Origin of the sequence: Streptomyces sp. NBC_00306, from assembly GCF_036169555.1 — a bacterium.
GTDB classification, from domain to species: Bacteria; Actinomycetota; Actinomycetes; order Streptomycetales; family Streptomycetaceae; genus Streptomyces; species Streptomyces achmelvichensis.
In genome coordinates this window covers 3,521,219-3,541,806 of record NZ_CP108032.1, presented here as the reverse complement: position 1 = coordinate 3,541,806, position 20,588 = coordinate 3,521,219, and the positions used below count along the sequence as shown (strand labels likewise).

19 protein-coding genes are annotated in these 20,588 nt (G+C 69.4%); 5 read left to right on the top strand and 14 right to left on the bottom strand.

Translation table 11 applies throughout. The features are described 5' to 3' along the window. Positions 1–10: 10 nt before the first annotated feature. Together OHA05_RS15670 and OHA05_RS15665 are read right to left on the bottom strand one after the other, a co-directional pair. Complete coding sequence (locus OHA05_RS15670) at positions 11–1,528, bottom strand: CehA/McbA family metallohydrolase (RefSeq protein WP_313945752.1); 1,518 nt, start codon at positions 1,526–1,528, stop codon at positions 11–13. A gap of 125 nt (positions 1,529–1,653) precedes the next feature. Further along, positions 1,654–1,986 carry a hypothetical protein gene (locus OHA05_RS15665; RefSeq protein ID WP_313945753.1) on the bottom strand — a complete coding sequence of 111 codons (333 nt, stop codon included), beginning with the start codon at positions 1,984–1,986 and terminating at the stop codon, positions 1,654–1,656. Positions 1,987–2,123: 137 nt separating this feature from the next. On the opposite strand from OHA05_RS15665, the gene OHA05_RS15660 reads away from it, so the two are divergent. After that, complete coding sequence (locus OHA05_RS15660) at positions 2,124–2,963, top strand: LLM class F420-dependent oxidoreductase (RefSeq protein ID WP_328860950.1); 840 nt, start codon at positions 2,124–2,126, stop codon at positions 2,961–2,963. 273 nt (positions 2,964–3,236) lie between these two features. On the opposite strand, the gene OHA05_RS15655 is transcribed toward OHA05_RS15660, so the two are convergent. From OHA05_RS15655 to OHA05_RS15605, 10 genes are all read right to left on the bottom strand, one after another. Then, positions 3,237–3,593, bottom strand: coding sequence for a hypothetical protein (locus OHA05_RS15655; RefSeq protein WP_328860949.1), 357 nt, complete (start codon positions 3,591–3,593; stop codon positions 3,237–3,239). A gap of 101 nt (positions 3,594–3,694) precedes the next feature. After that, positions 3,695–4,000 carry a hypothetical protein gene (locus OHA05_RS15650; RefSeq protein ID WP_328860948.1) on the bottom strand — a complete coding sequence of 102 codons (306 nt, stop codon included), beginning with the start codon at positions 3,998–4,000 and terminating at the stop codon, positions 3,695–3,697. Positions 4,001–4,027: 27 nt separating this feature from the next. Continuing rightward, a complete protein-coding gene (locus OHA05_RS15645) occupies positions 4,028–4,474 on the bottom strand; it encodes a hypothetical protein (RefSeq protein ID WP_328860947.1) in 447 nt (148 codons plus the stop codon). Positions 4,475–4,790: 316 nt separating this feature from the next. After that, positions 4,791–5,351, bottom strand: coding sequence for a hypothetical protein (locus OHA05_RS15640; RefSeq protein WP_328860946.1), 561 nt, complete (start codon positions 5,349–5,351; stop codon positions 4,791–4,793). Between the two features lie 56 nt (positions 5,352–5,407). Continuing rightward, positions 5,408–5,830: a hypothetical protein gene (locus OHA05_RS15635; protein ID WP_328860945.1), complete on the bottom strand. Its 423-nt coding sequence runs from the start codon at positions 5,828–5,830 to the stop codon at positions 5,408–5,410. A 26-nt stretch (positions 5,831–5,856) separates the two neighbouring features. After that, positions 5,857–6,276, bottom strand: a complete 420-nt coding sequence (locus OHA05_RS15630; RefSeq protein ID WP_328860944.1) for a DUF4279 domain-containing protein — start codon at positions 6,274–6,276, stop codon at positions 5,857–5,859. A gap of 20 nt (positions 6,277–6,296) precedes the next feature. Then, positions 6,297–7,961, bottom strand: a complete 1,665-nt coding sequence (locus OHA05_RS15620; RefSeq protein ID WP_443043699.1) for a WXG100 family type VII secretion target — start codon at positions 7,959–7,961, stop codon at positions 6,297–6,299. After that, entirely contained in the window at positions 7,961–8,608 is a 648-nt protein-coding gene (locus OHA05_RS15615; RefSeq protein ID WP_328860943.1) for a hypothetical protein, read from the bottom strand. The genes OHA05_RS15620 and OHA05_RS15615 overlap by 1 nt, the downstream gene beginning before the upstream one ends. Next, positions 8,605–9,087 (bottom strand): SseB family protein, encoded by a 483-nt coding sequence (locus tag OHA05_RS15610; RefSeq protein ID WP_328863400.1) that lies wholly within the window; start codon positions 9,085–9,087, stop codon positions 8,605–8,607. Before OHA05_RS15610 ends, OHA05_RS15615 begins: the two co-directional genes overlap by 4 nt. A 188-nt stretch (positions 9,088–9,275) precedes the next feature. After that, on the bottom strand, positions 9,276–9,971 hold the full coding sequence (locus OHA05_RS15605; RefSeq protein ID WP_328860942.1) for a hypothetical protein: 696 nt from the start codon (positions 9,969–9,971) through the stop codon (positions 9,276–9,278). Positions 9,972–10,145: 174 nt separating this feature from the next. Between OHA05_RS15605 and OHA05_RS15600 the strand changes: the two genes are divergently transcribed. The 4 genes from OHA05_RS15600 (at position 10,146) to OHA05_RS15585 (ending at position 17,735) form a co-directional block, all read left to right on the top strand. Further along, a complete protein-coding gene (locus OHA05_RS15600; RefSeq protein ID WP_328860941.1) occupies positions 10,146–12,734 on the top strand; it encodes a bifunctional FO biosynthesis protein CofGH in 2,589 nt (862 codons plus the stop codon). A gap of 112 nt (positions 12,735–12,846) precedes the next feature. After that, the gene (locus OHA05_RS15595; protein WP_328860940.1) at positions 12,847–15,255 is read left to right on the top strand and encodes a tetratricopeptide repeat protein; all 2,409 of its coding nucleotides are present in this window, start codon (positions 12,847–12,849) and stop codon (positions 15,253–15,255) included. A gap of 195 nt (positions 15,256–15,450) precedes the next feature. Beyond that, positions 15,451–16,371, top strand: a complete 921-nt coding sequence (locus OHA05_RS15590; RefSeq protein ID WP_328860939.1) for a zinc-binding dehydrogenase — start codon at positions 15,451–15,453, stop codon at positions 16,369–16,371. A 248-nt stretch (positions 16,372–16,619) separates the two neighbouring features. Continuing rightward, a complete protein-coding gene (locus OHA05_RS15585) occupies positions 16,620–17,735 on the top strand; it encodes an ADP-ribosylglycohydrolase family protein (RefSeq protein ID WP_313945763.1) in 1,116 nt (371 codons plus the stop codon). Positions 17,736–17,840: 105 nt separating this feature from the next. On the opposite strand, the gene OHA05_RS15580 is transcribed toward OHA05_RS15585, so the two are convergent. Both OHA05_RS15580 and OHA05_RS15575 read right to left on the bottom strand, forming a co-directional pair. Further along, the gene (locus OHA05_RS15580; protein ID WP_328860938.1) at positions 17,841–19,430 is read right to left on the bottom strand and encodes a sodium:solute symporter family protein; all 1,590 of its coding nucleotides are present in this window, start codon (positions 19,428–19,430) and stop codon (positions 17,841–17,843) included. A gap of 349 nt (positions 19,431–19,779) precedes the next feature. After that, complete coding sequence (locus tag OHA05_RS15575) at positions 19,780–20,562, bottom strand: SDR family oxidoreductase (RefSeq protein ID WP_328860937.1); 783 nt, start codon at positions 20,560–20,562, stop codon at positions 19,780–19,782. Positions 20,563–20,588 lie beyond the last annotated feature (26 nt).

Sequence of the window (20,588 nt, the reverse complement as noted above, 5' to 3'; positions counted from 1 at the left end):
CTTCCGCGTCCTACTTCCCGAGGAACACCGGGTTGGTGAACGCGGCGAGCGGACCCGGCAGCCCCGGCACGAGAACCGGGTGCCGGACCTCGGCGCGTACATAGGTCGCGTACTGCGGAGTCGTACGCCACTCCACCGTCCCCGTGCCCGACGCCGGCAGGGTCACGGTGTGCAGCACGCCCTGGTCGGTCACGAACCGCGCCGAGCAGCCCGGGGCGCCGGTGACCTCGAGGCGGACCGTCACCGGGGTGTCCTCGTCGACGCGCAGGCGCTCACCGATCCCGGCCTGCTTCCCGCGGCCTCCCGTCGCCGAGAACGACAGCGACACCGCCTTCGACTCGGCGACATAGCTGCGGCCCGCCCTGATGCCCTCGAGGATCGCCTCCCGGGTCAGGTCGTCGGCGAGCACCACGGTCTGCGGGGTGCCGATGGGGTCCGGGTCGCGGTGCGCGTCGCTGTTGCCCATGGCCGGGGTCCAGCGCCCGCGCGAACGGGCGGCGACGGCCAGCGTGCTGTCCCAGTCCGCGAGCGACACCTCGTCGTCGGGCGTGTAGGGGCCGTTCCACACCTCCAGCGCGTCCGCCTCGCCGAAGCCGAACTTCCAGTTGCAGCCGATGCAGGTGGCGTGCGGGTGCGCGGGCACGACCAGACCGCCGGCCCGCCGGATCTCGCCCGCGTAGTGCCCGAAGCGGTTGTCCTTGGCGCGGTAGCGCCAGTCGACGAACGTCCCCGGGTCGGTGCCGAGCGCCAGGACGTGCCCGTTGCGGGTCGTGACCTCCTCGCCCGTCAGGATGAGCAGATCGTCGCCCGCGAGGTCCGCCCAGTGCGCGTGCGCGGAGTGCGTGTTGTGCTCGGAGGAGTTGATGAAGTCGAGCCCGGCTGCCCGTGCCAGTGTGGCGATCTCGGCGAGGGTGCGCCGGCCGTCCGAGTACACGGAGTGCACATGGCAGTCGCCCCGGTACCAGGCCCGGCCACGGCCCTTGGCCCGCTCCGGCGGATAGACGGGCTTCGGCGTCCGGCCGGGGGCGCCGTACCGCAGGGTGATGGTCACCTCGTACGCGAGACCCTGCGGCGCCACGGTGTACGGCCCGAGCGCGATGTGCCACGTCCCGGCGCGCACGGGCCCCGGGATGTACCCGGGCGTCGCCTCGTCGGCCCGGATGAAGAACTCGGTGCGGGCGCCGCCCGACCAGCCGCGGAACCCCTTGCCGCCGAGCGCCGTGCCCCGCTCGTCGAAGATGCCGATGTCCAGGGCGTTGCCCTGGGTGCCCGCCGGTACGACGGGCCGCTCGTAGCTGTACGCCACGTGCAGTTCCCGTACGCCCCGCGGAATCTCGACGGGCAGGTACACGAAGTCGGGCGAGCCCGGCGGCAGGGTGCCGCGGACGACCTCGGTGTGGTCGCCGGTGTTGTCCCCGGCGCCGGCAGGCGCGGCGTTCGCGAAGCTCACAGTGCCCAACGTAAGGGCGGCTGCGGCTCCCGTCACGAGCAGACCGCGTCTACCCAGCGCGTGTTCGTCCTTGCACATGGCGTCGGCTCCCCAGGGGCGGTGAGTGGGACAGGAGTGGTGTACTCAAACCCTGGTATTGAGCCGTGAACTGCCGTGCAAGGGAAGGGGTTCGGCGGATGGCGGCCGCCTTTCGGGGGCGGTTCTCAGCCGGTCTGCTTCTTCCGCCGCTGCACGAGGAGCGCGATGATGACGATCAGCGCGACGATGATGACCAGGCCGATGATCAGCCCGGCCCCGAAGCCGCCCTTCTTCTTCTTTTTCTTCTTGCTCTTGCGAGCCTTGTCGACCGTCGAGGCCTGGGTGTCCGCCTGGGCGACGGTCGACGAGGTGCCGGCCTGCGGCGCCGAGCCCGGCTTCTGAACCGCCGTCACCGCCGTCACCGCGGTCGGCGCGGGCGATGCCGAAGCGACCGGCGCACCCACCAGCAGTGCCCCGGACAGCACCAGGGCCGTGGTGGCGATACGTACACGCATCATGAAGCGGAACCTCCCCGTTGTGGCCGAGGGCCTGATCCAGAAGACAGGCTCTGGCCCGGTGTCGCCGGGCTCTCGGCATCTGGCACCGTACGGCATACGTTTGGGCCGCCACCAGAGACGATGACGGAGGGTTCCGTATGCGGATCTCGACCACGATCTTCCTCACCGACGAGACGATCACGCCGGTACGGCTCGCACGCGAACTGGAGGAGCGGGGCTTCGCCGGGCTCTATCTGCCCGAGCACACCCACATCCCGGTGGAGCGCGTGACGCCGTACCCCGCGGGCGGCGACCTCCCGCCCGAGTACGGCCGCACGCTGGATCCCTTCGTGGCCCTCGGCCAGGCGGCGGCGGTCACCTCGGAGCTCGGCCTCGGCACGGGCATCACCCTGATCGCCCAGCACGACCCGATCGACCTGGCGAAGCAGATCGCCACGCTGGACTTCCTGTCCGGTGGCCGCTTCACGCTGGGTCTCGGCTTCGGCTGGAACAAGGAGGAGGCGGCGGACCACGGCGTCGAGTGGACGACGCGCCGCGAACTGGGGCGCGACCGGATGCGCCTGATGCGGGCGCTGTGGACGGCGGAACCGACGGCGTACAAGGGCGAGTTCGGCTCTGTCCGTGCCTCCGACGCCTACCCGAAGCCGATCAGCGGCCCCCGCACCCTGATCGGCGGCGCGGCGGGCCCGAAGCTGTTCTCCCACATCGCGGAGTACGCGGACGGCTGGCTCCCGATCGGCGGCCGCGGCCTGTCGGAGTCGCTCCCGGTCCTGCGTGACGCCTGGTCGGCGGCGGGCCGTTCCGAGAACTCCCTGCAAGTGGTCCCGTACGCGGTCCTGCCCTCACCGGGCAAGCTGGCGCACTACGCGGAACTGGGTGTGGAGGAGGTCGTGCTGCAACTCCCGCCGGAGGGTGAGAGCGAGGTGCTGCGGGTGCTGGACGAGTACGGGCAGTACGTGGAGACCTCGGGGGCCTGAACGGTCGGAGCGCCGCTGCGGGGCCCCTGAAGGGGCACGAGGGCGGCGGCGGGTACGGCGGCGACGGTGAGCAGAGCGACGAGGACGAGCCGTGAGGTGGTCACGCCCCCAGAGGCTGCCGCGATCTTGGGGGCGGGCCGGGGAGACACGCGTGCGGGGGCGCGGGTGGTACCCGGAGGGGGGATGGGTCGTGTACTGGGGGTGCGGGCGGGTGGGGCTTTCAGTACACGTTGAGGGACGGGCGGGGTGGAGCTGTGGTCGATCCGCTGAGGTTCACCAGGGAACGACCACGGGTTTGCGCAGCCAGAAGCCGTGCCGGGCCGTACCGGAGGATGGCCTCAGCCAGGGGCGGAGTTCGCCGGTCCCGTCGGGCTCTGTCCGGTGCATGAAGCGCGCGTCGAGAGCTCTCAGGAGGCCGGCCAGTTCCGGCTGGGCGGTGTCGGGGAGTTCGCTGAGGGAGACCTGCAGCTGGTCCCTGCAGTCGAGGTCGTTGGAGTAGGCGCTGATGGGGTACTGACCCTCGACCTGCCAGTCGGCCTCCATGCGCCGAACCAATCGCTCCCAGAACGAGAACCTGTTCTTGAGCGAGTAGACAGGCTCGGTGATCTTTTCCTGGACGACTGGCGCCACTCTCGAGCGCTCGACGCTCAATCGTCGTGCGCCGCTTGCTTTGATGCTCGCGAGAGTTGCCTCCGTCAAGGATGCCCATGTCGCGTCGGTGTCAGGTGCGTTCATGACGGGTCCGGCGGGACCGACTCGGCTGCGGAGGTGATGATCGACCCTCTGGTGAGCAGGCCTACGCCTTCTCCCGACACATGAATTCTGGCCGCGTGGGGAGGATCGAAGAACTCCACGAATCGTCCTTCGTATCGCTCGATTCGATCCAGAGTGAGTCGCACCTGGGGGTGCCCGCGGCCGGAAATCTCGTCGCTGGTGAAGACATCGCCGACGCGAGGCACGCCCCCGACGCACCGGACGATGCAGGTCCCTCCGGTGTCGCTCGACTCCTCCAGGGACTCGATCTGAATCCTGCTCATTTCGGCCATGGTGTCAGGGGTCTTCCGTCATGGGGAGCTCGTTGCCGTAAACGCGATGCATTCGTACTCTTCCTCGTAGATGACGATCATCCTGTGCTGGTCCAGGGAAAGGAGAGTGACATCTCGACCGATTACCGTGAGTAGCGCCTCGGCCCAACCTGGCGACTTGCAGGCGCATTTCAGCCATGGAAAGTTCCGCAGTCCGGTCTGAGTGAGCAACGTGTCCCCCAAGTCGGTACGCCTTGCCATGGATTCAATCCAGGACCCCAGCTCCGCCAGGTTTTCCGGGACGATCGAATACTCAGGTCGAGAATCCGTGCGTCGAAATATCGACAACGATTCGCTTACCCAGTCCGGGGTTTCGAAGTCGTTCGTGAATCCCAGAAAAATTTCAGCCGGCAAGCTTTGCTCGATGTGAACCTTCCGCTTCTTCTCTGTCGAGAGAAGTAGCTCATCTCTCAATTCCTCACCCATGGCCCGAACGTCCTATCGCTCTTTGTGGTAGATGTGATGCTTGTCGCCGACCTGTTGGTACCGCTCTCCCATCATGTCCACGTTATGGCCGCCTCCCTTCGGCTGTCCGGCATGGAAGTGCGTCCCCGTTGCCGGTCTTGCGGGGCACGTGGATGCGCATCTCGGAGAGGATCTCCCGGGCCACCGCCGATGGCACCTGCACGGATGCGCGGGACGACAGTTCTGCCGGACTCAGCTCGACCGGTCATTCGGCCTCCCGCGCGAGTACCCGGGTGGTGTGATGCCGTGCGGTCCGCTGGGCGGCCCGAGCGCCGGATCAGCCCAAGCTGACGCTCCACACATCGCCGTGCCCCACCCATGAGTCGCGCTCTTCATGGTCGTTGCTCACGATCACCGACACCTTCGTCGCCGCTGCCCGGTACTCGAGAAAGTCGCCCTGATCCGTCTCCGCGAGGGCGGGGGAGTCGGGAGTCCGAGCGAGTTCCTCTCGCAAGTCGGCCCATGTCAGGTACTGCGGGAGGTCGACCTGCATGTCCTGACGCCACTTCTCGGCTCGCTCGTATCCCGACGCCAACCTGTGCAGTTCGAGCGCCCCGCCGCTCACCACCCAGTCCGGCCCCGGGTTGAAGTAGAACTCCAGGAAGCCATAGTCCCGTCGCAGGGAGAGGCCGCTCTCGTCCACCACGTCCACGTGGCTGGAGGGAATGGCCCGGTCGACCTCGCTGAGGGTCGAGCCGATCCCGACTCCGTGCAGGCGACCCGTCGCTACGAACGAGGCGATCAGTTGAATGGCGGTCACGGCCGGCTCTCCCAGCTTGTCGATGAGGGCCTGCATTTCGTCGGCGTGGTTCTGCTGGTTGCCGGGCAGGTGGGGCAACTGAGAGTGCGCTCGGGACGCAGGTCGTACCTACTGGCCACAGAGAAAATCGCAGGCTAGTCAAGCCAATTCAGAGGGTCGTCCTCGGTGGTGCCGGACGGTGCCAGCGTGGTAAACGAAACAGAAAGCCCGAGGGCAGCCACCCGCTGCAGAGCAGTCGTCGACACATGCAGGTTCTCACCCGGGCTCACCGTGCCGGCGATGGCGACCTGGGCGTAGTAGCCGTCGTTGCGTAGCTTCGCAAGCCGGTCCAGGTGCGGTGTGATAAATGAGACCAGGGCTGCGATCTGTGAATCGATGCTCGCGGAGTAAGTTTCGTTGAATGTGTATGCCCACCAGCCTGGCCCCGAATTGACCAAAGGCGCATGCGTGGCACCAGCCTCTTCAACTCCTAGCGTTTCGCCAATGATGGCAGCATCACCCGAGGTATTGGTAATGGCTAGGGATGTGCTGAGGGAAGTCCACTGATTGCCAGGCATTTTGGTCCCTCCTGGGGTTGGGGTGGTCACCGTTCACTCAGGCTGGGAGTGAGGGTTAGTGGGATGTCCAGTCTTGCGAGTCTGATCAGCTCTGCAGCTGTCAGCGAAAGCTGTGAGTCGTTGGCTGCGTATCCCCCGATGACAATCGAGATTTCGCACCCTTCGGCATTCAGTGACTGGAGTACGCTGGTGCGCCCTTCCGCGGCCGCAAGAATGAAGTGCAACTGTTCAGAGAAGGTTCTTGTCGTGCGCTCATCGCATTGCAGGCGCCACTGTCCGCTGGTTTCCCCCGGTGGGCCCCAACGGTCGACACCGGGGTTCCGGACTGCGGACGGTTGAATGTCGAGGCGGCGTGTCACATCCTCAGGATCCAGATCAGGTTTCTGGATGAGCAAGGTTACGTCTGTGAGCGTCCAAGATTCGCCTGGTCGCGCTTGCTGGTTCATTGATCCTCAGTTCTCCGGATTTACTTGAACTCGCGACAGGCTGCCCAGTGTACATTCCCCATCTCTTCTTTAAGGAGATCGCTGAGCATGGTTCGTTGAGCCACGGTTGTGGAGTTTTCGTAAACGGTGAATCCACCAGGCCCTTTAGGCTCGGGTGGTGCAAGTGTATAGTTCGGGATTTTGTCCCCTGGGCCGAAGGTCTCTACGGCGCCCGCAGGGTATGAACCTCCTTCCACGGCGACCCCATTCAGTCCCGGAATCCTGTCGCCGTGAGGTACATAGAAAGATATGTTTGTTCCGGGAGGAACGACGACTTCGCCGGCGCCGACTTCAATGTAACCATGTCCGGAAAGGACTGTCTCCCCGTCCGGCCGGCCACCTTTGAGCACGCGACTCGCGTAGTAGCGGCCGTCATCATCTGGCCACTTCCGTGACACAACCTCCGGGTTGCTCTCCATGACGGCCCTTTTGATTTCTTCGAACGGTGGAAGTTCTCCACCCGATCCTCGGCTCGTCAAACGGTCGAAGGGACCGTGCCCGGTGCCTTCGAGTCCTCCCTTGACCCCACCCTTCATCCCAGCCCGCAGTCCGCTCCGAAGGACCCCCGCCCCCTTCGTCCCCACCAGCTCCGGCACCAGCCGCCCCAGGAACTCCGCCGGGTCGCCCTTTGCCGCGTCCCACGCGTTCTTCAGCGCCCTGTCCGGGTTCGCGGCCGTCGAGGCCAGGCCTGCGAGCGTTGTGTTGAGGCCTTTCCAGTATTCCGCCGGGTGCGTGATGTTGTACGGGTCGGTCGGGTTGACCGAGCGAACGAAGTTCACCAGGCCCGCTGTGCCCTTGATGACGCCGCCGCCGAAGTGGGCCAGCTCGACTCCCTGGCCCATGCCGTAGTCCGCGAGCTCGAGCGTCAGTTTCTCGCGGCCCGTCGGCTCCTTCGGCGCGTGCGCCATCGCCGCCGTGACCGCCGACTTCGCCGTGTCCGCCGACTCGTTGCGGTGGCGGCGTGCTTCCTTGAGGATCTCGTGCGCCCGCTCGCGCTTGGCGATACCCGGGTCGGAGAAGGGTTCGGGGCGCGGCGGCGGGTTGTCGCTGTTGCGGGCCGCGTTGTAGGCGTCGACCTTCTTGTTGTACGTGTCGGCCGCCGTCTTGGAGGACTCGTTGCCCTCCTTGTAGAGGGCGATCGCCTCCTTGGCCTTGCCCTGCGCGCCGGTGACCGCCTTGGAGTACGTCTCCAGTGCCTTCGCCGCGTCCTCGAACGCGTCCGCCGCGCGCAGCCAGTCGGTCGGCAGGGTCTGGAACTTCTCCCGGAAGGTGTTGGCTGCCTCGCCCTTCCAGTGGCTGGAGTCGAGCTTCTTCATGCCGCCGCCGACCAGATCGAATGCCTTCTGGAAGTCCCGCAGGTTCTTCACCGTGGCGGCTATCTTGCCCGGGTTGCCGTGGATGAGCTCGTTGGCCTCCTCGGTCTGGCCCAGCTGCTGTTCGCCCACCTCCGCGCCGAGCGAGGAGGCGGTCTCGTCGCCCCAGTCCTCGACGGAGTCCGCCCAGTCGTGCGCGCCGACCTTGTCCAGGCCGTCGCCGACCTTGTCCGTCGCCCAGTCGACACCCTCGCCGACCTTCTCCTTGGCCTTGTCGATGCCGCCGTCGATGACATCGATGCCCTTGTCGGCCCATGCTCCCCAGTCCGGCATCAGCGGTAGTCCCCCCAACGCGGCTCTTCGGCCTGGGCGATGGTCTGCTCATCCGGATCGAAGGTCTCCCGCAGATCCGCGTCGGCCGCGTCCCGCACCTTCGAGTCGATCAGCCCCGATCGCTCCATCGAGTCCATCTGGGCGTCCATCACGTCGTAACCGGTGTTCTTCCAGGTCTGGTTGACCTCTTTCTGGGCTTCTGAGAAGGACTCGCCGCTCCAGGTGGCACCGTCGAACGCGGACTGGGTGCTGATTTTGTCCCAGCTCATGCCCTTGACCTCGTCCTCAGTCAAGTGCGGGTTCCCGTTGAGGGAGTTCACCCCGATCTTGATCGAGTCCTTGACGTACTGCTCCTGTTCGGCGAACGAGCCGGCCGACAGGCCGACGCCCTGCGCGAAGCCGTTCCCGCGCAGCGTCAGCGCCCGCACGCCCCACTCCCAGCGGTCGCAGAACGTCTGGAACTGGTCGGTCAAGCCGGTGTGCCCCAACTCCATCCCGGACAGCGCCAGATCGGAGAAACCGCGCCCCACGCTCGCCTCGCCGATCATGCCGAGATCCTTCAGCTCGGCATGGGCCAGGTTGATGCCCTTCGCGATGTCGGCGAGAGCCGACGGCGGTACGTTCAGATCAGAGCCTTCGCCGCTCACTGTGTTCCCCCGAGATCGACCGCCACCGCGTCGGGCACGATGCCCTTCACCGGCGGAAAGAGCATTCCGTCGTCGCTTGCCGCATCGAGCGCCACACCGGCGGGCATGCCGAGCATCGGCACCATCACATCCAGCAGCCGTGCACCGAGGATCGTGCGATACGTCCACTCACGGGCCGCGCCGCCCTGGACCTCGGCGAAACGGGCCAGGGACTCCTCGTTCGAGAACGCGCAGATCCAGCGCACGCCGTTCTGGTCGGCGGTCCACAGGCTGCCCTGGTCGTCGAACGGCACCAGTACCGCCGTACGCCGGAATTCGCCGAGCAACACGGCAAACTCATGCTTGCCGCGTGCTACAAGGTCCTCTTCCGACGGTGGCTCCGCCCCGCCCGCCCCTGGTGAAATCGTCGTCGAGCCAACCAAATCGGCCAGCCTCGACTGCTGACCCGGCTCCTTGGAGCCGCCCCCGTTCTCCGTCATGCGCAGCATCGTGCCATGGTCGTTTTTTCGAAAGCAACGGGGTAAATGTGGATCATTGGGGCGTGAACCGAACAAATGTGCTTGATTGATGCCTCAATCACTCCAGCTGGCGTCACTGGTCGCGTCCACCGCACACGGCCCGCTCCGCCACCAACTCGTGCGGTCCGCTGGGCGGCCCGAGCGCCGGATCAGCCCAAGCTGACGCTCCACACGTCGCCGTGCCCCACCCATGAGTCGCGCTCTTCATGGTCGTTGTTCACGAGCACCGACACCTTCGTCGCCGCTGCCCGGTACTCGAGAAAGTCGCCCTGATCCGTCTCCGCGAGGGCGGGGGAGTCGGGAGTCCGGGCGAGTTTCTCTCGCAAGTCGGCCCATGGCAGGTACTGCGGGAGGTCGACCTGCATCTCCATGCGCAAGCACTCCAGGATCAGCACCGCGTTGGCCTCCACCGCGGCACGTCCGCCGCGTGCGGCAGCAACTCCGACCAACCCGTGGGTCATATCAGCCAGTTGAAGGTCGACGCCCATGTTCACCATCCGGCGTACCGCGGCGGGTTCGCCCGGGTCCGGGGAGACGGGCTCGATGCCGCCGGACCACAGGAGCAGGGACGGCGCGGTGATCTCGTGCGGGCGGAGCCGGCCCAGGTCGTCGACGATGGCCATCGTCTCGGCGTCGAAGTCGCCGAGGTCCCGCACCATCGCCAAAAAGTGATCCAGTTCCTCGCGGTGGTCCGCGACGAAGTCACCCACGGAGATCTCGCTCAGCGACGTCGACTCCGAAGCGCTCACCGCACCCAGCTCCACGATGCCGCCGAGCGGTCCGAAAACGGTACGCGCCGCCGACGCTTCAGAGGCTGCCGGCCACTGCTCTGCCATCGGGGTCATCAGCGTGCTCCTGCGGCTACGGGAAGTCGCCCATCACGTGCTCCACGCCCCCTCGCCTCGCGGCCTCGAGGTGCGGACCCACAACGTACGCGATCAGCCCCACCTCCCCGCCGAGCCCCGCCCCCCGGACGGCGCCCCCTACCCACCACACCACCAGCTCGTATCCTCGACCCCATGACCGATCACCAGCCCGAACCCCCCGCGCGGCCCACCCGGAACGCCATGCGGCGCGCACTCAAGCGCGCCCGGGACGGGGTGGCTCTCGATGTCGGGGAGGCCGCCGTGCTGTTGCAGGCGCGGGGGGAGGATCTCGACGATCTCTGTGCGTCCGCCGCGCGGGTGCGGGATGCCGGGCTGGAGGCTGCCGGGCGGGCCGGGGTCATCACGTACTCCAAGAGCGTGTTCATCCCGCTCACCCGGCTATGCCGGGACAAGTGCCACTACTGCACCTTCGCCACCGTCCCCGGCAAGCTCCGGCGCGCCGGGCACGGGATGTTCATGTCGCCCGACGAGGTGCTCGCCATCGCCCGGCGCGGGGCCGAGATGGGGTGCAAGGAAGCCCTCATCACGCTCGGCGACAAGCCCGAGGACCGGTGGCCCGAGGCGCGGGAGTGGCTGGAGGCCGAGGGGTACGACGACACCATCGCGTACGTACGGGCCATGGCCATCCGGATCCTGGAGGAGACCGGGCTGCTGCCCCACCTCAACCCCGGCGTCATGACCTGGACCGACTTCCAGCGGCTCAAGCCCGTGGCGCCGTCCATGGGGATGATGCTGGAGACCACCGCGACCCGGCTGTGGAGCGAGCCCGGCGGGCCGCACCACGGGTCGCCCGACAAGGAACCCGCCGTGCGGCTGCGCGTGCTGGAGGACGCGGGGCGCAGCTCCGTGCCGTTCACCAGTGGGCTGCTGATCGGGATCGGGGAGACGTACGAGGAGCGCGCGGACTCGCTGTTCGCGCTGCGCCGGATCTCCCGGGCGTACCACGGCATCCAGGAACTGATCCTGCAGAACTTCCGCGCCAAGCCGGACACGGCGATGCGCGGTATGCCGGATGCCGAGCTGGACGAGCTGGTGGCCACCGTCGCCGTCGCCCGGCACATCATGGGCCCGTCCGCCTGTCTTCAGGCACCGCCGAACCTCGTGGACAGCGAGTACGGACGGCTCATCGGCGCCGGCATCGACGACTGGGGCGGGGTCTCGCCCCTGACCATCGACCATGTGAACCCGGAGCGGCCCTGGCCGCAGATCGACGTCCTCACCGAGCAGTCGGCCGCCGCGGGCTTCCGGCTGGAGGAACGGCTGTGTGTGTACCCGGAGTTCGTCCGGCGCGGTGAGCCGTGGCTCGATCCGCGGCTCATGCCGCACGTACGGGCACTGGCCGATCCGGAGACCGGGCTCGCCAACCCCGACGCCCCCGTCCAGGGCCACCCGTGGCAGGAGCCCGACGAGGGCTTCACCGCCGTCGGACGCACCGATCTGCACCGCACCATCGACACCGACGGCCGCACCCACGACCGCCGCGACGACTTCGACGAGGTGTACGGCGACTGGGAGTCGCTGCGCGAGGCCGCGGCGCCCGGGATGGTGCCGCAGCGCATCGACACGGATGTGCGCGGTGCGCTGAAGACCGCGGCCGACGATCCCACCCGGCTCACCGACGACGAGGCACTCGCCCTGCTGCACGCCGACGGGCCGGCCCTCGACGCCCTGACGAGGATCGCGGACGAGCTGCGCCGCGATGTCGTGGGCGACGACGTCACCTACATCGTCACGCGCAACATCAACTTCACCAACGTCTGTTACACCGGCTGCCGTTTCTGTGCCTTCGCGCAGCGGCGCACCGACGCCGACGCGTACACCCTCTCCCTCGACCAGGTCGCCGACCGGGCGGCGCAGGCGTGGGACGTCGGTGCGGTGGAGGTGTGCATGCAGGGCGGTATCCACCCCGACCTGCCGGGCACGGCGTACTTCGACATCGCGCGCGCCGTGAAGGAGCGCGTTCCGGGGATGCATGTGCACGCGTTCTCCCCGATGGAGGTCGTCAACGGCGCCTCCCGGACCGGGCTGTCGATCCGCGAGTGGCTGACCGCCGCGAAGGAGGCCGGGCTCGACTCGATCCCGGGCACCGCGGCCGAGATCCTCGACGACGAGGTCCGCTGGGTGCTGACGAAGGGCAAACTGCCCACCGCGACCTGGATCGAGGTCGTCACCACGGCGCACGAACTCGGCATCCGGTCCAGCTCGACCATGATGTACGGGCATGTGGACCAGCCCCGGCACTGGCTCGGCCACTTCCGGACGCTGGCGCGGATCCAGCAGGAGACCGGCGGGTTCACGGAGTTCGTGACCCTGCCCTTCATCCACACCAACGCGCCCGTCTATCTCGCCGGTATCGCCCGGCCGGGGCCGACCGCGCGCGAGAACCGCGCCGTGATGGCGATGGCCCGCCTCCTGCTGCACCCGCACATCACCAACATCCAGACCAGCTGGGTGAAACTGGGCACGGAGGGCGCGGCCGAGATGCTGCGCTCGGGCGCCAACGACCTCGGCGGCACCCTGATGGAGGAGACCATCTCCCGTATGGCGGGCTCCAGTTACGGCTCGTACCGCTCGGTGAAGGATCTGGTCGCGATCGCCGAGGCGGCGGGCCGGCCGGCGAAGCCGCGGACGACGCTGTACGGCGAGGTGTCCGAGGAGCGGCAGCAGGCCGCCGCCGCGTCCGACGGACATCTTCCGGAGCTGCTGCCCCTGGTGGACTGACCGCATGCGCCGCGCCGCCGCCCGGGCCGCGATCCGGCGCGGCTACTGACCCACGCCGTACGGTCACGCGCCGGGACCTCGCCCGCGGCCGGGTCTGGGGGACACTTGGACCATGGCCGGGTCGAGACCGTCGATGCAGCAGATCCTGAAGAGCCGTCAGCACTTCGTCGGGCGACGGGAGGAACTGGCCCGGTTCCGGGGGAACTTCGACATCCCGCCCGAGGACGAGCGGCACTGCTTCATCTTCCATGTCCACGGCAGCGCGGGCGTGGGCAAGAGCGCTCTCGTCCGCCGGCTCGAGGACGCGGCCCGCGAGCGCGGTGCTCTGACGGCGTACGTCGACGAGAGCGTCAACAGCGTTCCGGAGGCCATGACCGCGCTGTGCGGCCACTTCGAGCGGCAGGGCCACCCGCTGAAGGCGCTCGACCGGATGCTGGCGACCTACCGGCAGCGGCGGTACGAGGCCGAGGCGCTCGCCCCCGAGTCGGCCGGCCCCGAGGGACCGGGCGCCACGGGACCGGGTCGCGAGGCGCAGGAGCCGAACGGCGCATCCGTGGCCGTCACCCGCGCGGGGCTCGCCGGGCTCGGACTCCTCCCCGGGGTCGGCCCGTTCACGGCGATGGTCGACCCTGCGCAGCTCGCCCAGGGAACGGAGAAGCTGCGGGCCGCGCTCGCGGCCCGCTTCCGCAACCACGACGACGTCCAGTTGGTCCTGGACCCCCTGCGCACCCTGACCCCCGTACTCGCCGCGGAACTGGAGCGGGTCGCCGAACGGGCGCCCTGGATCGCGCTGTTCTTCGACACGTACGAGCGCACCGGGCCGTTCCTCGACGACTGGCTGCGGGACCTGCTGACGACCGAGCGGTACGGCGCTCTGCCCTCGAACATCGTCGTCACCACCGCCGGGCAGCGCCCCCTCGACCCGGTCCGCTGGGGCGACTGCGTCGGCCTCGTCACCGAGCTCCCGCTCCGGCCGTTCACCGACGCCGAGGCGCGCCAACTCCTCGCCGCCAAAGGGGTGCTGGACGAGACGGTCGTACGGGACGTGCTCCATCTCTCCGGCCGGCTGCCGGTGCTGGTCTCCACGCTCGCCGAGAACCCGGGAGACGTCGGCGACCCGAGCGCCACGGCCGTCGAGCGTTTCCTGAAGTGGGAGACGGAGCCGGTGCGCCGCGCCGCCGCGCTCGAAGGCGCGCTGCCCCGCCACCTCGACGAGGACCTGTTCCACGCGGTCGCGGGCGACGGCGCGGGACGGGAGGAGGGGCTGTACGGCTGGTTGCGCTCGCTGCCGTTCGTCAGTGAACACGGCGGCCGGGCCCGCTATCACGATGTCGTCCGCGCCCCCATGCTGCGGCTGCGGCGTACCGGGTCTCCGCAGCGGTGGAGCGAGAGCCACGGCCGGCTCGCTGCGGTGTACGCGGCCCGGTGTGCCGAGGCCGGCGGCACCGCCCCGCTGTGGGCGGACGAATCCTGGCGGGCGGCGCGTGTCGAGGAGGTGTACCACCTGCTGTGCGCCCGGCCCCGGACAGCGCTCCCGGCAGTCCTCCAGGACGGCGTGGCCGCCTGCGGCGAGGGGATCGCCGTCGCGCGCGGCTGGGCACGGGCCGTCGCCGAGGCCGGGGAGGACGGCGGGGCGCAGGAGCTGGGCAGCTGGGGCCGGGAGTGCCTCGCCGCGCTGGAGGACGAACGGCTGGGCGCGGTACGGGTGCTGGGCCTGCTCATCGGCCGCTCCGATGCGGACGACGGCGTACGGGCGCTCGCGTACGCGGCCCGCGGGCGGCAGTTCTTCCGCCTGGACGCGTACGAGGAGGCGCTCGCCGACTACGGGCAGGGCATCGCGCTGGCACCGGACGACCCGTCGGTGTACCGGGGGCGTGCGGTCGTGCACCGGGCGGCGGGTGGGTTCGACGAGGCGCTGGAGGATCTGGACAAGGCCGAGGAGCTGCTGCCCGGTTCGCCGGAGACCGTGCGCGAACGCGGCGAGACCTACCGACGGGCGGGACGGCTCGCGGAGGCGGACGCGGAGCTCGGCCGGGCACTGGCGCTGGAGCCGGGGGACTGGCTGGCGCACGGCAGCCGGGGTCAGACCCGGTACCAGCAGGGCCGCCTGCGGGAGGCGCTGACGGATCTGGACCGGGCGGTGGAGCTGGGCGACGCGTATGTGTGGGCGCTGGTGCGGCGTGCGCATGTACGGCTGCGGCTGAACGACTTCGCGGGTGCGCTGGAGGATCTCGACCGGGCGGACCGGCTGGCGCCGGACACCGCGGCGACGGTGGGGGAGCGCGGTGAGGTGTACCGCTTCATGGGCCGCAACGAGGAGGCGGTCGAGCAGTTCGACCGGGCTCTGGCGCTCAATCCGGTGTACACGTGGGCGCTCGGCAGCCGGGCGATGGCGTACGCGGCGCTGGGGCGGCCCGAGAGGGCGCTGGCGGACCTGGAACGGGCCCTGGCGCTCGACCCGGACTACGCGTGGGCCCTGGCGCAGCGGGACCGGCTGCGGGACGGAGACGCGCCGGGGTGACGGGGCCCGTGGCGCGGGCCGCAGACATCTCGGCGAGCGTCCGTGGCAGGGGCCGTCGACAGCGGCAAGGTCGGCACGGCAGGTGCCGTGAACGCCCGCCGCCCACGCATGCAGCGATCAGCACCGGGTTCAGCACCACGCACAGCACCGGTCCGGCACGCCGCGCGGACCGACCACCGTCACCAAGGAGCCGACATGTCCGTCCGAGCCCTCGTCGTGGACCCGTCCGCGACCGACGCCGTTCGTCTGACCGAAGTGTGTGAGCCCGTACCAGGGCCCGAACAGGTGCTCGTGGACGTCCACCACGTCTCGCTCAACCATGGCGACCTCAACGACGCCCGGTCGGGACGCGTACCCGAGGGGGCCGTGCTGGGCTCGGACGCCGCCGGGGTGGTGGTGCGGTCCGAGGGCGCGGGGCCCGCGGTGGGCACCCGGGTCGTCGCCCTCTCGGCCGGCGCCTTCGCGGAGCGGATCGCGGTGGACGCGGACGCCCTGGCCGAGATCCCGGAGGGGGTCTCCCTGGCGGAGGCGGCGGCGCTGCCGGTCGCGGGGATCGCCGCGCTGCGGTCCCTGCGGGCCGGGGGCATCGCCGCGGGCAAGCGGGTACTGGTCACCGGCGCATCGGGCGGGGTCGGACGGTTCGCGCTGCAACTCGCCGCGGCCGCGGACGCCCATGTGATCGCCTCGGTGGGCTCGGCCGCCCGGCGCGAGGGCCTGGTCAAGGCGGGCGCGGACGAGGTGGTGGTGGGCCTGGAGGGTGTGGACCGGCCGGTCGACGTGATCATCGACAGCGTCGGCGGCCCGCAGATGGTCGCGGCCTGGGATCTGCTGGCGCCGGGCGGCAGCCTGCAGAGCGTCGGCTGGACGTCGGGGGAGCCGGCCGTCTTCCCGCCGTACTCGACGATCGGGCCGGCCAAGTCGCTCACGTCGTTCCTCAACGACCTGTCCGCGCCGGCCGTCGACCTCGCTCTCCTGGTCGGTTACGCCGCTGACGGCCGCCTCGCGGTGGAGATCGGCTGGCAGGGTCCGTGGGAGAGGTTCGCGGACGCGGCCCACGCCCTGCGCCGGCGCACGGTGCGGGGCAAGGCGGTGCTGCGGGTGACGGCGACGATGTGAGCCACGGGCGCCGGGCGACGGACGGCCGGTGCGCGGCGGCGGGCGCGGGCGGCCGGCTCGCGGCGGGGTGGGGAGCCGGTTGAGGCTGGGGTCCCTGGGGCCCCTGATGCGCGACTCGCTCAAATCCGGCCCGACGTGCGACCCATCACATACCGCATCCGCCCCCTTACAGCCCTGAACCGATCTCGCGCGGTCGATTAAAGTGCTCCGCCAGGTGCATTCGTTCGACGTCCAGGGAGGGACGCGCGGTGAGCGCAGCAGCCACAGCCGTCTGGGGGCGTGCGGAGCAGCAGGACTTCCGTGCCCGGGTGCGCGGCGCCCTGCTCGGCGGCGCCATCGGCGACGCGCTGGGCGCCGGGGTCGCGTCCCTCACCCTGGACGAGATACGCGCCACACACGGGCAGGACGGCATCGGCGATCTCGTACCCGCCCACGGCCGCCGCGGCGCCGTGACCGCGGCCACCCAGCTCACCCTGTTCACCGTCGACGGGCTCATACGCGCCCAGGTCCGCCGCGACACCGGTGCCTGGCATCCGCCCACCGATGTGCACCGCGCGTATCTCAGATGGGCCGCCACCCAGCGCGACTGGGGACCCGACGAGCGCCGCAAGGACAACGGCTGGCTCGCCCGTGAGGAGTGGCTCTACACCCGGCGCGACCCCTCCCGGTCGACCCTGGTCGGCCTCGGCGACGAGTCGATGGGCACCCTGGAGGCGCCCAAGAACCCGACGGCGCGCGATGCCGGCGCGCTCGCCCGGTCCGCCCCGTTCGGGCTGCTCGTCGGCTGGGAGCCGCAACTGGTGTGCCAGCTGGCGGTGGAGTGCGCGGCCCAGACGCACGGGCACCCGACCGCGTATCTCTCGGCGGGTGCCTTCGCGGTCATCGTGCACGGACTGGCCCGCGGGGAGACGCTCGACGGCTCCGTGCAGCGCGCGCTCGCCCTGCTGGCCGCCCGCCCGGGGCACCAGCCCGTCACGGACGCCCTCAAGCACGCGCTGGGCGCCGTACGCCAGGGCATTCCGAGCCCGGCGCGCATCGCGTCCCTCGGCGAGGGCCATCACGCCGAGGACGCGCTCGCCATCGCCGTCTACTGCGCGCTCGTCGGCGAGGACATCCGGCACGGCCTGCGGCTCGCGGTGAACCACGACGGCCCCTCGGAGACCACGGGCATCGTGACCGGCTCGCTGCTCGGGGCGCTGCACGGCGAGACGGCGCTGCCGCCCGCCTGGCTGTCCGAGATCGAGGGCCGTCCCACGATCCTGGAGCTCGCCGACGACTTCGCGATGGAGATGACCCAGGGGCCGGCTCTGCACGGACCGACGATCAACTCCCCGGGCTGGCTGGCCCGTTACCCCCGCAGCTGAAGGGGCCGGTCGCGCTTTCGGCACCGGCACGGACCTGCACCGGGGCCCGGCTCCACCCTCAGGAAGCCGGGCCCCGGTGCGTCGGGGTGTGTCGTCAGCGCGCCGTCAGCCGTCGGCCCCTTCGCGGCCGAGGACCTTCTCCCCGGCGGGCGCCGTCTGTCCCGGCACGGCGGCCGCCGCGGCACCCGCCTCCGGGCCGTCGTCGTCCGAGTTGATCCGGGCGATGACCGCGTCGCGTTCGGGAGTGTCCTCCGGCTTGAGGAAGCCGATCACGATGTAGAGCACCAGCGAGATCGCGAGCGGTACGGACACCTGGTACTGCAGAGCCACATCGGTCCTGGCGGTGCCGTCGATCTCGTAGTTGAGGAAGAAGAACGCGATGAGACCGGCCGCCCAGCTCGTGAGCGCCGCCGTCGGTCCGGATCTGCGGAACGGACGCAGCAGGCCGAGCATGAACGGGATCGCGATCGGTCCCATCAGTCCCGCCACCCACTTGATCACGACGGTGATGATGTCCTTGAACGTGGGCGAGTTGACCTGCGTCGCGATCGCCATCGACAGCGCGAGGAAGGCGATCGTCGACAGACGGGCGGCGATGAGCCCCGACCGCTCGCTCCAGCCCCGGGCCTTCTTCGACAGCACGGGTGCGATGTCCCGGGTGAAGACGGCGGCGATGGCGTTGGCGTCGGACGAGCACATGGCCATGGTGTGCGAGAAGAAGCCCACGATGACCAGGCCGAGGAGGCCGTGCGGCAGCAGCTGTTCGGTCATCAGCGCGTACGAGTCGGAGGCGTCCGGCTTCTTCGCCTCGATCAGCAGCGGCGCGCACCACATCGGGAAGAAGAGCACCAGCGGCCAGACGAACCACAGGATCGCGGAGAGGCGCGCCGAGCGCGTCGCCTCGCGGGCGTTGGCGGTCGCCATGTAGCGCTGCGCCTGGTTCCACATGCCGCCGTTGTACTCGAAGGTCTTGATGAAGAGGAACGCCAGCAGGAAGGTCACCGTGTAGGGGCCGGCGGTCGCGTCCGCGTGGCCCTGCATCTCCGGCTCGTCCCACACAGTCCACAGCGTGCTGAACCCGTCGAGTTCGCTCATGACGGCGAACAGCATCGCCAGGCCGGCGAACAGCTGGATGATGAACTGCCCCAGCTCGGTGAGGGCGTCGGCCCACAGGCCGCCGATGGTGCAGTAGATACCGGTGATGACACCGGTGATGAGGATGCCCTGGTTGAGCGAGATGCCGGTGAAGACGGAGAGCAGGGTGGCGATGGCGGCCCACTTGGCGCCCACGTCCACGATCTTCAGCAGCAGGCCCGACCAGGCGAGAGCCTGCTGGGTCTTGAGGTTGTAGCGGGTCTTCAGATACTCCAGCGGTGACGCGACGTGCAGCTTGGAGCGCAGCCGGTTCAGCCGGGGTGCGAAGAGCTTGGCGCCGATGAAGATGCCGATGGCGATCGGGAGGGACCACGTCACGAAGGACGTGACGCCGTAGGTGTACGCGATGCCCGCGTAGCCGGTGAACATCACCGCGCTGTAGCCGGACATGTGGTGCGAGATGCCCGACAGCCACCACGGCATCTTGCCGCCGGCGGTGAAGAAGTCGCTGACGTTGTCCACGCGCTTGTGCGACCAGAGTCCGATCGCGACCATCACACCGAAGTATCCGATGAGCACGGTCCAGTCGAGACTGTTCATGTGCCCCCTCCTGGGGTCCGCCTTGTGAACGTCCATGGCACTTCGTCAGTACGTCCGATCAGCGGCGCCCCCGTGCGGGATCGGGGACTTCCGGGATTGAACCGCCTGTTCGGGCGGCGGGTCAAGGCCTTCCGTGGTCATGAATGTGAACGCAGATCAGAAAGCAGAACGATTTTGCTTGTTCTTGACCTTCGGGGGCGTTGTCGTGAACGTGACGGCGGCCACACCATGAGCAGGCACTTCGTCAGGCTCCGGCCACAGAGAAAGACCGCACGGGATGCGGGTCCCGTGCGGCCGAGGAAAGGTGAGGCCAACTGCCCCATGAACAAGCCGGTTCGCGCGACGGCGGCTACCGCATCAACTCGCCGGCGTTGACCAGCAGCGACTGACCCGTGATCGCCCGGGCCCGGTCGGAGGCGAGGAACACGGCAGCCTCCGCGACATCTCCGTCCGTCGCCAGCTCGGGCAGCGCCATCCGCTCGGTGAGCCGGCCGAGCACCTCGGTCTCGGACACCCCCTCGGTGTGCGCGGTGAACTGGACGTACGCCTGGACCGGCGGGCCCCACATCCAGCCCGGCAGCACCGTGTTCACCCGGATGCGGTCCGGGCCCAGCTCCCGGGCCAGCGAGTACATCGCCGAGGTCAGCGCCCCCTTGGACGCCGCGTACGCCGCCTGCCACACCTGTGAGGGCGCGGCGACCGCCGACTGCGTGCCGATGATGACGACCGAGCCGCCGCGCTCCTTCAGGGCGGGCAGGCAGGCCCGGGTCATCCGCAGGGTGCCCAGCAGGTTCACATCGATGACCTGCTGCCAGGTCGCGAAGTCGGCGTCCGCGAGCCCGCCGAAGTAGCTGTCCCAGGCGGCGACATGGACGACCGCGTCGATCCCTCCGAAACGCTCCACGGCGAGCGCCGCCAGGACCTCGCACTGCGCCTCGTCGGTGATGTCGGTGGGCCGGTAGGCGGTCCGGGTGCCCTCCGGATCGATCTCGCCCGCCGACTTCGCGAGGTTCTCCTCGGTGCGCGCCCCGAGGACGGCGCGGCCCCCGTCGCGTACGACGGTCGCGGCGATCTGATGGCCGAGCCCGGCGCCGACGCCGGACACGATGACGGTCTTCCCCTGCAGCAGCATCTCGGCGGCTCCCGGCTCTGGCGAAA

What these genes read in the sequence shown, in the direction of transcription:
- OHA05_RS15605 (WP_328860942.1), bottom strand. Translation starts at nt 9,971, where the DNA reads ATGACCCCGATGGCAGAGCAGTGGCCGGCAGCCTCTGAAGCGTCGGCG.
- OHA05_RS15630 (WP_328860944.1), bottom strand. Translation starts at nt 6,276, where the DNA reads ATGAACCAGCAAGCGCGACCAGGCGAATCTTGGACGCTCACAGACGTA.
- OHA05_RS15650 (WP_328860948.1), bottom strand. Translation starts at nt 4,000, where the DNA reads ATGAGCAGGATTCAGATCGAGTCCCTGGAGGAGTCGAGCGACACCGGA.
- OHA05_RS15610 (WP_328863400.1), bottom strand. Translation starts at nt 9,087, where the DNA reads ATGACGGAGAACGGGGGCGGCTCCAAGGAGCCGGGTCAGCAGTCGAGG.
- OHA05_RS15660 (WP_328860950.1), top strand. Translation starts at nt 2,124, where the DNA reads ATGCGGATCTCGACCACGATCTTCCTCACCGACGAGACGATCACGCCG.
- OHA05_RS15620 (WP_443043699.1), bottom strand. Translation starts at nt 7,961, where the DNA reads ATGCCGGACTGGGGAGCATGGGCCGACAAGGGCATCGATGTCATCGAC.
- OHA05_RS15580 (WP_328860938.1), bottom strand. Translation starts at nt 19,430, where the DNA reads ATGAACAGTCTCGACTGGACCGTGCTCATCGGATACTTCGGTGTGATG.
- OHA05_RS15665 (WP_313945753.1), bottom strand. Translation starts at nt 1,986, where the DNA reads ATGATGCGTGTACGTATCGCCACCACGGCCCTGGTGCTGTCCGGGGCA.
- OHA05_RS15635 (WP_328860945.1), bottom strand. Translation starts at nt 5,830, where the DNA reads ATGCCTGGCAATCAGTGGACTTCCCTCAGCACATCCCTAGCCATTACC.
- OHA05_RS15575 (WP_328860937.1), bottom strand. Translation starts at nt 20,562, where the DNA reads ATGCTGCTGCAGGGGAAGACCGTCATCGTGTCCGGCGTCGGCGCCGGG.
- OHA05_RS15670 (WP_313945752.1), bottom strand. Translation starts at nt 1,528, where the DNA reads ATGTGCAAGGACGAACACGCGCTGGGTAGACGCGGTCTGCTCGTGACG.
- OHA05_RS15590 (WP_328860939.1), top strand. Translation starts at nt 15,451, where the DNA reads ATGTCCGTCCGAGCCCTCGTCGTGGACCCGTCCGCGACCGACGCCGTT.
- OHA05_RS15600 (WP_328860941.1), top strand. Translation starts at nt 10,146, where the DNA reads ATGACCGATCACCAGCCCGAACCCCCCGCGCGGCCCACCCGGAACGCC.
- OHA05_RS15645 (WP_328860947.1), bottom strand. Translation starts at nt 4,474, where the DNA reads ATGGGTGAGGAATTGAGAGATGAGCTACTTCTCTCGACAGAGAAGAAG.
- OHA05_RS15595 (WP_328860940.1), top strand. Translation starts at nt 12,847, where the DNA reads ATGGCCGGGTCGAGACCGTCGATGCAGCAGATCCTGAAGAGCCGTCAG.